This is a genomic window from Isoptericola sp. F-RaC21, assembly GCF_038593535.1.
In the GTDB taxonomy this organism is placed as follows: Bacteria; Actinomycetota; Actinomycetes; order Actinomycetales; family Cellulomonadaceae; genus Isoptericola.
On sequence record NZ_JBCFYX010000004.1, the window covers coordinates 252,031 to 263,920 of the forward strand.

Consider the following 11,890-nt stretch of genomic DNA (forward strand, 5'->3'; position numbering starts at 1 on the left):
GATTCCTACAGTGACCTTCGTCACATTCGGTATCACGGGAGCGTGCCCGGTTCCGACCGGGATGCCCCGACTCGTCCAGCAGGGACGCCCTGCAACGCCCTCCCGGCCGACACGCCGTCGTCGTTACCTGAGCGTGACCTCCGGGGGTCGACGGGGTTAGCGTCCCTCGACCGCACCTAGCAAAGGGTGCCGGCCGACCGGGACGCAGCCGAGTGCTGCCGGCGTCACGGTGACCACGAAACTCACGGCAGCAGCGGGAGACCCACTTCCGGCCGGCCGCCCGGGCACAGCCCGGACGCTCCCGGCCTTGGGGTTCAGCCACCTTGGTGGCGGGCCAACGATCTCGGCCTCACCCGACAGCTCATCTCGCAGGCTGGAGGTCACGTCCATGCCCACGACCCACGATCCCGCGCGCCCCGGCACCGCCGCCGAGGCCGCCCGCCGGCCGCGCAAGGCGATCATCGCCCTCGCCGTCGCCGGCGCCCTCACCGGTGGTGGCCTCATCGCCGCCGCCCCCCACGCCTCCGCCGCGACCGGCGCGACGACCGCGGGCGTGAGCTCCGTCGCCGTCCACGCCGCCACGTCGAAGCCCAAGCCCAAAACCTACTTCAAGGCGACCAAGCACACCGTCTCCCGGAGCTCGGGCAAGCACCGCCCCGCGTTCTCGATGAAGGCCACGCACGCCGGCAAGGCCATCTCCGGCCGGGCCAAGCTCGTGATGAACGGCAAGGTCGTCGCGACCCGCAAGCTGCACAGCGGCAAGGCGACCTTCAAGCCGTACTGGTCCACGTACAAGGCCGGCAAGAACCGCGTCCGCATCGTCGTCGACCCCGCGTCGACGAAGCTCGCGAACAAGTCGTCGCGCACCACCGGCGTGACCAAGAAGACGGGGTCGCCCGTCGTCGCGGTCGCCAAGACCAAGGTCGGCGCGCGCTACGTCTCCGGCGCCACCGGCCCGAGCTCGTTCGACTGCTCCGGCTTCACCTCGTACGTGTACAAGAAGGCGATCGGCAAGACGATGCCCCGCACGTCGTCCGCCCAGAAGCACGTGGGCAAGCGCGTCTCGCGGTCCCACGCCAAGCCCGGCGACCTGATCTGGTCGCCCGGCCACGTCGCCATCTACATCGGCAACGGCAAGCAGATCGACGCCGGCAACCCGCGCGTCGGGGTCGTCAAGCGCCACATCTGGCAGTCGAACCCGGTCTTCATCCGCGTCAGCAGCAAGGCTGTCTGACCGGCCGGGGCAGTTCTCGCCGAGGTAGTTCGAAACGCGCCGAGGTAGTTCGAAGGGCGGTCCGCACCACGTGCGGGCCGCCCTTCGAACTACCTCGGCGCGTTGTGAACTACCTCGGCAAGATTCGGACTACCTCGGCGTCACGCGGGGTCCGGCCACGAGTTGCCCGTCGCGACGACGTCGTCGCCCAGCTTCGCCGCGACGTCGTTGCCCGACGTCGTGTTGGCGCGCAGCACGGCGGCCGCCGCCTCCAGGAAGAAGCCGGCGGCACCGTTGTCCCGCGCGGAGTTCCCCACCAGCCGGATCGCGCCGCGGTTGCCGCCGTCCGCGAAGCCGTGGTGCCCGTTGCCCCACGCCGCGTTCCCCTCGACGACGTGGGCCACCGCCAGCGGGGCGTCTCCCCCGCCGAGCGTGAAGCCGCCGCCGTTCCCGTGCCACGCGCCGTCCCCGGCGCGCCGGAGGCCGTTGCGGTACGACTCGTTGTCGCGCAGCGTCACGGGGCTGGTGAACCCCGCCAGGTCGACGCCGTCGTCGGCGTTCCCGTGGAACACGTTCCGCGCCACCACGTTGCCCTCGCCCGAGCCGGCCGTGACGCCCAGGCCGATCCCCACGTCTCCGCCGCCCGCGGGGTCCCGGTTGTCCCAGAACGCGCTGTCCACGACGCGGTTGCCGACGGTGCCCGCGCCACGCAACTCCATCCCGGAGCGGGTGTTGTCGTGCAGGCTGAGCTCCCGGAACTCGCCGTCCGCGCACGACTCGCAGACCCACCCGTGGCTGCGGGACCCCGTGACCTCCAGGCCCTGCACCGTCCAGCGGTCGGCGCGCTGCACGACCGGCCACGTGTCGGCCGGGACCGCCGAGAGGTCCAGCACCGGGCGCTCGTCGCGGTAGGCGCCGAGCGTGATGCGCGCGCCCGGCGCGCCGTCGGTGGTGATCTCCACGGGGGCGGTGGGCCGGTACGTGCCGCCGCGCAGCGCGATCGTCTGGCCGGGGCGCACGACGGCGACGGCGCGCGCCAGGGTCGCGAACGGGCGGCCGTAGCTGCCGTCGTTCTCGTCGGACCCGTCGGGCGCCACGTACAGGTCGGCGGTGACGACCCCGTCGACCGGGCCGTCGACGGGCGGTTCGGCCGGCACGGGCGCGGTCGGCACCGGGTCGCCCTCGGCGGCCGGCGCCGCCCCGGCGGTCGCCGCGGGAGGGTCGTGCGGCACGGCGACCCACACCGCCGCGCCTCCGCCGCCCACGACGACGGCGGCCGCCGTGGCTGCCGCCACCGGCCTGGCCACGATCCCGCCCCAGCCGTCGCGCAGCTGCTGCTCCAGCGCGTGCCACCAGTCCAGCCAGCCGTGCGCGAGCCCGCCGGCCGACGGCCCGCCGGTCGTGAGCCACGACCCCGTCGCCGCGAGCGCCGCCGACACCGGGAGCGGGCCGACGACGGGCACCAGCCGGTCGGAGGGTGCCAGCTGCTGCGTGAGCGCCGAGCAGCCCGCGCACCCGCGCACGTGCCGGTCGAGCCGCTTGCGCCACAGCGGGCTCGCGACGCCGTCCCACCCGGCGGCGACCTGCTGCAGCCCCGCGCACCGCGGCGTCGCGTCGAGGGCGGCGACCACGCCGCGGGCCACCTCCAGCTGGGCGCGCATGCGCTGCACCCGCACGGCGGCGTGGTTGCGCCCCACGCCCAGGGCGCGCGCGAGGTCGCCGCGCCCGAGCTCGCCGCACGCCTCCTGCCACCACAGCCCCAGCACGCCCCGGTGCGCGGGGTCGAGCCACCGGGCGGCCGTGGCGAGGGCCCGGCACTGGGCGGCGAGGTCCACCCCGGCGGCCGCGGTCGCCGCGACGTCGGCGCCGAGGTCGGGCGCGTCGGCCCAGCCGTCGGCCGTCGGGTCGACCGGCGTGGGACGGCGCCGCGCGCCCCTTTGATGCTCCTGCACCTGGCGGTAGGCGACGGCGACCAGCCAGGAGCGGAACCGGGAGGCGTCGTCGAGGGAGGGCAGCGCCGTCACGGCGCGGATCATCGTCTCCTGCACGACGTCGTCCACGTCGTCGCGCGCACCCGTGGCGCCCAGCGCCCGGCCGACCACGCCGTACACGAGCGGCAGGTGCTCCGCGACGAGCGCGTCCAGCGCGGACCGGTCCCCGGACCGGGCACGGTCCACCAGTGCCCCGACGTCCGGAGCCGCACTCGCCCGGGCCGTGCCCATCGTCCGCTCCGTCCGTCGTCGTTCCGGCCGCGGAGCAGGATAGCCAGGTCGTGCCGGATGTCGAGAAAGTGTTGTCGCCCGCGCCCCCGCCCCGTCTACATCGATGTGCCCGCGATGCCGCGGGTCGCCGGCCCCGGGCCGGACCGAACGACGGAAGGACCATGCCGCTCATGTCCGCCACACCACGACGGCGCCGCACGCTCGTCGTCTCCGCGGTCGTCGCGCTGACGCTCGGCGCGGGGACGGCGGCCGTCGCCGACGGCCTGCTGGGCTCGCCCGCGCCGACGCCGACCGCCGACACCCCCACGACCGCCGCGCCCTCCGACAGCGCGCCGCCGTCCGAGACCCGCGCCGGCGACGCCGCGGCCGACGCGAGCGCCCCGGCCGCCGCCTCCACCCGGACGGCCGCGGCCCGGGTCGCGCCGGACACCTACCGCCTCCGCAACGCCGGCAGCCACCAGTGCGTCGACGTGCCGGACGCCTCGAAGGCGAACGGCACGAAGCTCCAGCAGTGGGGCTGCACCGACGACGCCGCCTGGCAGCAGTTCCGCGTCACGGCCGACGGCGACGGCACCTACCGGCTCGTCGCGGCCCACTCCGACCAGTGCGTGGACCTGCCCGGCGCCACGGGCGAGGCCGGGACGGCCCTCCAGCAGTGGGGCTGCACGCCGAGGCAGAAGCAGCAGCAGTGGAAGCTCGAGCCCACGGGCGGCGGGTACCAGGTGATCTCGGCCGCCTCCGGGCAGTGCGCCACCGTGGCCGCCGGCGGCAGCGGGGCGGCCGTCGTGCAGAAGCCGTGCAGCGACGCCGCGTCGCACCGCTGGGACCTCGAGCTCGTGGCCTCGGGCGGCGACGGCGGCGGTGACGGCGGTGGCGACACCGGCAACGACGGCGACGAGCAGTGCGACCCGTGCACGGTCGCGGCCGACGGCACCGGGAAGTACCGCACGGTGCAGGCTGCGGTCGACGCCGTCCCGGCCGACAACGGCGCCGAGCAGGTCATCTCGATCAAGCCGGGCACCTACCGCGAGCGCGTCGTCGTCGACAAGCCGAACGTGTCGCTCGTCGGCGGGGGCGCCAGCCCGTCCGACGTGACGATCGTCGAGGGCGTGAGCGCCGGCGAGGGCGGCAGCCACCGCGACAGCGCCACCGTGCTGGTGCAGGGGCCCGACTTCCGCGCCGACAACCTCACGATCACGAACGACCACGACGAGGCCGAGTCCCCCGAGGGCAACCAGGCCCTCGCGCTGTACCTGGACGCCGACCGCGCCGTGATCGACGACGCCCGGATCCTCGCCGACCAGGACACGCTCATGGTGGGCGACCCCGCCCGCGCGTACGTCACCGACTCGTACGTCGAGGGCACGGTGGACTTCATCTACGGCGGCGGCACCGCCGTCTTCGACCGGAGCACCATCCACGAGAAGCGCGAGACCGGCGGCCCGATCACCGCGGCCAGCACGCCCGCGGACCAGAAGTACGGCTTCCTCTTCTACCGGTCGACGATCACCGGGACCGGCGACGGCGTCACCCAGCTCGGGCGCCCGTGGCGGCCCGACGCGTCCGTCGTCTACCGCGAGTCGGACCTGTCGGCGACCGTCAAGGCCGCCGAGCCGTGGACGAACATGTCCGACAACAGCTGGACGAACGCCCGCTACGCCGAGTACAAGAACACCGGCGCCGGGGCGACGGTCAACGACAACCGACCGCAGCTGTCGGACGCCGAGGCCGCCGAGCACACGCCGGAGAACTACCTCGCCGGCTCGGACGGCTGGAACCCGGTGACCGCGGGCGGGAACGACGACGGCGGCTCCGACGCCGGCTCCGGGGACGGCGAGTGGTCCGACGTCGCCGACGGCTACGCCCAGGGCACCACCGGGGGCGCGGACGGCGAGACCGTCACGGCCAGCACCTACGCCGACCTGGAGAAGTACGTCACTGCGCCCGAGCCGTACGTCGTGCGCGTCGAGGGCACGCTCGAGGCCGACGAGATGGGCAAGGAGCTCAAGGTCACGTCGAACAAGACGATCATCGGCGCCGGCGACTCGGGTGAGCTCGTCGGCGGCGGGTTCTTCCTCGGCGAGGACACCGAGAACGTCATCATCCGCAACCTCACCATCCGCGACACACGGATGCCGCAGGACGACCCGGACGACAAGGAGTTCGACTACGACGCCATCCAGATGGACGGTGCCACGAACGTCTGGATCGACCACAACCGGCTCGTGCGGATGAACGACGGTCTCATCGACAACCGCCACAACACCACGAACGTCACCGTGTCGTGGAACGAGATCGCCGAGGACAACAAGGCCTTCGGCATCGGCTGGACCGAGGACCTCGTCACCGAGATCACGATCCACCACAACTGGATCCACGACAACAACCAGCGCAACCCGTCCATCGACAACGTCGCCAAGGCCCACCTGTACAACAACCTGATGGAGAACCTCGGGTCGTACGGCAACCTGGCGCGCGGCGGGTCCAAGGTCGTCATCGAGAACTCGTACTACGACGGCGTGCCCCGCCCGTTCGACCGGCAGGACGACGCGGCGCTCACCGAGCGCGGCAGCATCGTCGTGGACTCCCCCGGCGGCCAGAACACCGGTGGCACGACCTTCGACCCGAAGGCCGACTACGACTACACCCTCGACCCGGCGGCCGACGTGCCGGCGATCGTCAAGGGCGGCGCCGGCCCGCAGGCCTCCATCACCGCTGGTTGAGCCTGTCGAAGCCCACTGCCGAGGTAGTTCGAATCCCGGCGAGGTAGTTCACATCCTCGCGAGGTAGTTCGCATCCTCGCGAGGTAGTCCGGATCTTGCCGAGGTAGTTCGTGACACGAAGTCACGAACTACCTCGGCAAGATCCGGACTACCTCGAGGCTCTTCGAACTACCTCGGCAGGGTGGGGACTACCTCAGCATCAGGACTTCGTCACGACCAGGCCGGAGGCGGCGGCGTCGGAGGTGTCGAGGTCGACGACGACGGTGTCGCCGTCGGTCACCGCCCCGGACAGCAGCTCCTTGGCGAGCCGGTCGCCGATCTCGCGCTGCACCAGGCGGCGCAGCGGGCGGGCGCCGTACGCGGGGTCGAAGCCCTCCAGCGCCAGCCACTCGCGCGCGGCGGGCGTGACGTCCACCGTGATGCGCCGGTCGGCCAGCCGCTGCGCGAACGCCGCGACCTGCAGGTCGACGATCTCGCCGAGCTCCTCGACGGTCAGCGCGTCGAAGATCACCACGTCGTCGAGCCGGTTGAGGAACTCCGGCTTGAACGACGCCCGCACGGCGGCCATGACCGCCTCGCGGCGCGCGTCGTCGTCCAGGGCCGGGTCCACGAGGAACTGCGAGCCCAGGTTCGAGGTCAGCACGAGGATGACGTTGCGGAAGTCCACCGTGCGGCCCTGGCCGTCGGTGAGGCGGCCGTCGTCGAGCACCTGCAGCAGGATGTCGAAGACCTCGGGGTGCGCCTTCTCCACCTCGTCCAGCAGGACGACGGAGTACGGCCGACGCCGCACGGCCTCGGTGAGCTGGCCGCCCTCCTCGTAGCCGACGTACCCCGGAGGCGCACCGACCAGGCGCGCCACGGAGTGCTTCTCCGCGTACTCGGACATGTCGATGCGCACCATGGCGCGCTCGTCGTCGAACAGGAAGTCCGCGAGCGACTTGGCCAGCTCGGTCTTGCCGACGCCGGTCGGCCCGAGGAACAGGAACGACCCGGTCGGGCGGTCGGGGTCGGCCACGCCGGCCCGCGAGCGCCGCACGGCGTCGGACACCGCGCGCACCGCCGCCGTCTGGCCGATCAGCCGCTCGCCGATGACGTCCTCCATGTGCAGGAGCTTCTCCGACTCGCCCTGCAGCAGCCGCCCGGCCGGGATGCCGGTCCAGGCGGAGACCACCTCGGCGATCTCGTCGGACCCCACCTTGTCGGCGATCATCGGCGCCTCGGCGGGCTGGTTCTCGTCCTGCGACGCCTCGGCGCGCTCCGCCTCCGCGAGCTCGCGCTCGACCTGCGGGATCTCCCCGTACAGGATGCGCGCCGCGGACTCGAGGTCGCCCTCGCGCTGCAGCCGGTCGGACTCGGTGCGCAGCTCGTCGATCCGGGCGCGCAGATCGCCGACGCGGTTGTGGCCGGCCTTCTCCGACTCCCACCGCGCCGTGAGCGCGGCGAGCTTCTCGCGCGTGTCGGCGAGGTCGGCGCGCAGGCGGTCCAGGCGCTCGGCCGACGCCGCGTCGTCCGACTCCTTGAGCACGACCTCCTCCATCTCGAGGCGCGTGACGGTGCGCTGCAGCTCGTCGATCTCGACGGGCGAGGAGTCCATCTCCATGCGCAGGCGCGACGCCGCCTCGTCGACGAGGTCGATCGCCTTGTCCGGCAGCTGGCGGCCGGTGATGTACCGGTCGGACAGGGCCGCCGCGGCGACCAGCGCGGAGTCGGCGATCGTCACCTTGTGGTGCGCCTCGTACCGCTCCTTGAGCCCGCGCAGGATGGCGACCGTGTCCTCCACCGACGGCTCGCCGACGAACACCTGCTGGAAGCGGCGCTCGAGGGCGGGGTCCTTCTCGATGTGCTCGCGGTACTCGTCGAGCGTCGTGGCGCCGACCAGGCGCAGCTCGCCGCGGGCGAGCATCGGCTTGAGCATGTTGCCCGCGTCCATGGCGCCCTCGCCGCCGGCGCCCGCGCCGACGACCGTGTGCAGCTCGTCGATGAAGGTGATGACCTCGCCGTCCGACGCGGTGATCTCCTCGAGCACGGCCTTGAGCCGCTCCTCGAACTCGCCGCGGTACTTGGCGCCCGCGACCATGCCGGCCAGGTCCAGCGCGACGAGGCGCTTGCCCTGCAGGGACGTCGGGACGTCGCCCGCCACGATGCGCTGCGCCAGGCCCTCGACGACGGCGGTCTTGCCGACGCCGGGCTCGCCGATGAGCACGGGGTTGTTCTTGGTGCGGCGGCTCAGCACCTGCACGACGCGGCGGATCTCGGAGTCACGGCCGATGACGGGGTCGAGCTTGCCGTCGCGGGCGCGCTGCGTGAGGTCGCTGCCGTACTGCTCCAGCGCCTTGTAGGTGCCCTCCGGGTTGGGGCTGGTGACGCGGGACGAGCCGCGGACGGCGGGCAGCGCGGCGCGCAGCGCGTCGGCCGTGGCGCCCGCCTCGGTCAGCGCCTGCGCGGCGGCGGACTGCCCCGCGGCGAGCGCGATGAGCAGGTGCTCGGTCGAGACGTACTCGTCGCCGAGCGCCTCGGCCTCCTTGCCGGCGTTCTCCAGCACCGCGCTCATGGGGCGCGACGGCGCGGGCTGGGCGACGGCGGAGCCGCTCGCCTGCGGCAGGGCGACGAGGGCCGCGCGGGCGCGCTGGCCGATCTGCTGGGCGTTGGCGCCGACGGCGTCGAGCAGGCCGACGGCGACCCCGCCCGTCTGCTGGAGCAGGGACTGGAGCAGGTGCACCGGCTCGAGCTGGGGGTTGCCCGCGGCCGACGCCGACTGGACGGCGTCGCCGAGCGCCTGCTGCGACATGGTCGTGAGCTTGATGTCCATGGGACCTCCGGGATGACGTGCGATGACACGGGGAAAACGTCTGTCGGGGGAACGTCGCCAAAGTTGAGTCTATTCCGCTCAACTTTGATCGCAAGCCACCGGTGCGCCGAGGTGGCCGGCACACTGCTGCTGCGGGATGCTGGGCCGGTGACCACTCCAGCCCGCGGCCCCGTGCGCCGCCTCCGCACCGCGATCGCGGCGGCCCTGGCCGCCGTCGGCCTCCTCGCCCTCGCCGGGTGCATGAAGGTCGACGTCGACATGACGCTCTCCGAGAACGACACCGCGTCGGGGTCCATGATCATGGCGTTCTCGAACCAGCTTGCCGAGACCATGGGCATGGAGCCCGGAGAGCTCTGGAGCCAGGCAAGCAGCGAACTCGAGGGGAGCCTCCCGGAGGGCGCCACGCTGGAGCCGTACTCCGACGACGAGTACACCGGTGGCGAGATCACCTACACCGACGTCCCGATCGACCAGCTCCAGCTGGGCGGAGCCGGTACCCCCGACGACGCCGGGGTGAACATCACCCGCGAGGGCGACGAGTACGTCGTCACCGGCCAGACCGACCTGTCGCAGGACCTGAGCCAGCTCGGCGATCTTCCCAAGGGCGTGCAGGACGCCCTCGAGGTACGGATCTCCCTCACGTTCCCCGGGCCGGTGTCCGAGGCCAACGGCACGGTCGACGGGAACACGGTCACCTGGACCCCGACGATGGGCGAGGCCGCCACGTTCGAGGCCCGCGCCGCCGCCGAGGCCGGCAGCAGCTTCCCGTGGTGGATCGTCGGGCTCGTCGTCGGGCTGGTCGTCATCGGCCTCGTCGTGTGGTTCGTCGTGCGGAACAACCGCCGCACGCCCGCCGTCTCCGGCACCGCGACGGGCGACGCCGCCCTCGCCGCGCAGGCCGCCCCCGGGGCCGTCCCCTCCGCCGGCCCGACGGCGGAGGAGCAGGTCTTCGGGGCGCCGCCCGCCCCGCCCGCCGGGCAGCCGACGACCGGCCCCGTCGCCGAGCCGCTCGAGCCGGAGCCCGCCCCGGACGCCGCGCCCCCGGCCGGGCCGACGACGGGCCCCGTCGCGGAGCCGCTGGAGCCCCGCGCCGAGCCCGACACCGAGCCCGACACCGAGCCCGGCGACGAGGACCGCCCGTCCGGTCCGACGCAGGGTGCCTGACCCGCAGGCCGCGCCGCGCCCCGACGCCGGGGCGTGGCGCGAGGACGTCCTCGGCCCGGAGTTCCAGGCGCGCACGCTGGCGCTGCCCGGCGACGCCGAGGCCGTGCTGGTGCGGCACGTGCCGTCCACGCCGGGCGACGCCGAGGACGCACCGGCGCCGACCGCCGTCCTGTACGTGCACGGCTTCGTCGACTACTTCTTCCACCCGCACGTCGCGCGGGCGGTCGCGGCGCGCGGGCACGCGTTCTACGCCGTCGACCTGCGCGGCCACGGCCGCGCCCTGGCGGCGCACACCGCCGCGGGCCGGGACCCCAACCTCGTGGACGACCTCGCCCTGTACGCCCAGGACCTCGACGCCGCGGCCGCCGTCGTGCGCGCGGCGGGCCACGAGCGGCTGGTGGTGCTCGGGCACTCGACGGGCGGGCTCGTCGCGCCCCTGTGGGCGAACGCCCGCCCCGGCCGGGCCGACGCGCTGGTCCTCAACAGCCCCTGGCTGGAGCTGAACGAGGGCTGGCTGCTGCGCGGGCCGGCGACCTGGGCGATCGACGCGGTCGGGCGGTTCGCGCCCCGGCTCGTCGTGGGGTCGCTCGGCGAGCACTACGGCGCGGCACTGCACCGCGAGACCGGCGGCGAGTGGGACTTCGACCTCGCCTGGAAGCCGCACGCCGGCTTCCCGGTGCGCGCGGGCTGGCTGCGGTCCGTGCGGCGCGCGCACCACCGGGTGGCCCGCGGACTGGACCTGACGATCCCCGTCCTCGTGCTGGCGTCCGACCGCTCCGGCCCCGCGCGCTCGTGGCACGACGAGCTGGTCACCACCGACTCCGTGCTCGACGTCGTGCACATCCGCCGGCGCGCCCCGCGCCTGGGCAGCGACGTCACCGTGCGGACCGTCGTCGGCGGCGCGCACGACCTCGCGCTCTCCCCCGCGCCCGCCCGCGACGCCTACCTCACCACGGTGCTCGACTGGATCGAGGCTCTCCCCTAGCGCCCTGCCCCGCCAGGCGCAGGGCGCTCAGCGCGAGCCCCACCTCCACGACGTCGGCGGGCCTCGCCAGGCACCGGCCGGTCAGGCGCTCGCAGCGCTGCAGGCGGTTGCGCACCGTGTTGCGGTGGCACCCGAGCCGGCGGGCCGCCTGGCCGGTCACCCCGTCCCCGTCCAGCCACACGGCCAGGGTGTCGAGGAGGACGCCGCGCTCGGGGGCGGGCAGCCGGAGCAGCGGCCCGAGGACGCGGACGGCGAGCGCCGACGCGAGGTCCGGACCCGCCTGGACCAGGGCGGCGGGCAGGTGGTCGTGCAGCCGCGCCACGGGCCCGTCCGGGCACGCGGCGAGCGCGACGTCGGCGTGCCGCCGCGCGACGTCGAGCGCGCCGAGCCCTGTCACCGGCAGGCCCACCCCGACCCGCACGGGGCCGAGGACGGAGGGCGCCGCACGCCGGAGCTCGACGCCCTGCGCGAGCCGGTCGAGGGTCGCGTCGCCGCGATCCAGCAGGACGATGCCGTGGTCGGCTCCCGCCCCGAGGCGCCAGCGGCACGTCAGGCCGGCGGGCACGACGGTGCCGTGCCAGGCGATCCGGTCGGAGGCGGTGCCCCCGCTGACCACCACCACGGCGTAGCGACCGCGCTCCGGCAGGCCGAGGACGCGGGCCGCCTCGGGCAGGTCGCCGGTCCGCAGGGTCCCGTCGAGCAGTGCCCCGGCGAGCAGCCCTCCGGCGAGCACGGCACGGGCGACGGGAGGGCTCGACAGGGTCTCGGGCATCA

Annotated in this window: 7 protein-coding genes; 4 read left to right on the top strand and 3 right to left on the bottom strand. The window is 74.2% G+C overall.

The features are described from left to right. The first annotated feature begins 388 nt into the window (after positions 1-388). Entirely contained in the window at positions 389-1,234 is an 846-nt protein-coding gene (locus AAG589_RS16000; RefSeq protein ID WP_430568266.1) for a C40 family peptidase, read from the top strand. Positions 1,235-1,374: 140 nt separating this feature from the next. Here AAG589_RS16000 and AAG589_RS16005 read toward each other — a convergent pair whose 3' ends face one another. Then, entirely contained in the window at positions 1,375-3,435 is a 2,061-nt protein-coding gene (locus AAG589_RS16005; RefSeq protein ID WP_430568267.1) for a sigma-70 family RNA polymerase sigma factor, read from the bottom strand. 170 nt (positions 3,436-3,605) lie between these two features. Here AAG589_RS16005 and AAG589_RS16010 point away from each other — a divergent pair, with 170 nt between their 5' ends. Continuing rightward, positions 3,606-6,158 carry a pectinesterase family protein gene (locus AAG589_RS16010; RefSeq protein WP_430568268.1) on the top strand — a complete coding sequence of 851 codons (2,553 nt, stop codon included), beginning with the start codon at positions 3,606-3,608 and terminating at the stop codon, positions 6,156-6,158. 199 nt (positions 6,159-6,357) lie between these two features. Here the strand turns inward: AAG589_RS16010 and clpB are convergent, their stop codons facing one another. Further along, positions 6,358-8,967 carry an ATP-dependent chaperone ClpB gene (clpB, locus tag AAG589_RS16015; protein WP_430568269.1) on the bottom strand — a complete coding sequence of 870 codons (2,610 nt, stop codon included), beginning with the start codon at positions 8,965-8,967 and terminating at the stop codon, positions 6,358-6,360. 147 nt (positions 8,968-9,114) lie between these two features. Between clpB and AAG589_RS16020 the strand changes: the two genes are divergently transcribed. Then, positions 9,115-10,131 carry an LppM family (lipo)protein gene (locus AAG589_RS16020; RefSeq protein ID WP_430568270.1) on the top strand — a complete coding sequence of 339 codons (1,017 nt, stop codon included), beginning with the start codon at positions 9,115-9,117 and terminating at the stop codon, positions 10,129-10,131. After that, positions 10,124-11,116 carry an alpha/beta hydrolase gene (locus AAG589_RS16025; RefSeq protein ID WP_430568271.1) on the top strand — a complete coding sequence of 331 codons (993 nt, stop codon included), beginning with the start codon at positions 10,124-10,126 and terminating at the stop codon, positions 11,114-11,116. The genes AAG589_RS16020 and AAG589_RS16025 overlap by 8 nt, the downstream gene beginning before the upstream one ends. On the opposite strand, the gene AAG589_RS16030 is transcribed toward AAG589_RS16025, so the two are convergent. Beyond that, positions 11,079-11,888, bottom strand: a complete 810-nt coding sequence (locus tag AAG589_RS16030; RefSeq protein ID WP_430568272.1) for a PucR family transcriptional regulator — start codon at positions 11,886-11,888, stop codon at positions 11,079-11,081. The two genes, AAG589_RS16025 and AAG589_RS16030, sit on opposite strands and share 38 nt — an antisense overlap. Between the last annotated feature and the right edge of the window lie 2 nt (positions 11,889-11,890).

What these genes read in the sequence shown, in the direction of transcription:
- AAG589_RS16000 (WP_430568266.1), top strand. Translation starts at nt 389, where the DNA reads ATGCCCACGACCCACGATCCCGCGCGCCCCGGCACCGCCGCCGAGGCC.
- AAG589_RS16005 (WP_430568267.1), bottom strand. Translation starts at nt 3,435, where the DNA reads ATGGGCACGGCCCGGGCGAGTGCGGCTCCGGACGTCGGGGCACTGGTG.
- AAG589_RS16010 (WP_430568268.1), top strand. Translation starts at nt 3,606, where the DNA reads ATGTCCGCCACACCACGACGGCGCCGCACGCTCGTCGTCTCCGCGGTC.
- clpB (WP_430568269.1), bottom strand. Translation starts at nt 8,967, where the DNA reads ATGGACATCAAGCTCACGACCATGTCGCAGCAGGCGCTCGGCGACGCC.
- AAG589_RS16030 (WP_430568272.1), bottom strand. Translation starts at nt 11,888, where the DNA reads ATGCCCGAGACCCTGTCGAGCCCTCCCGTCGCCCGTGCCGTGCTCGCC.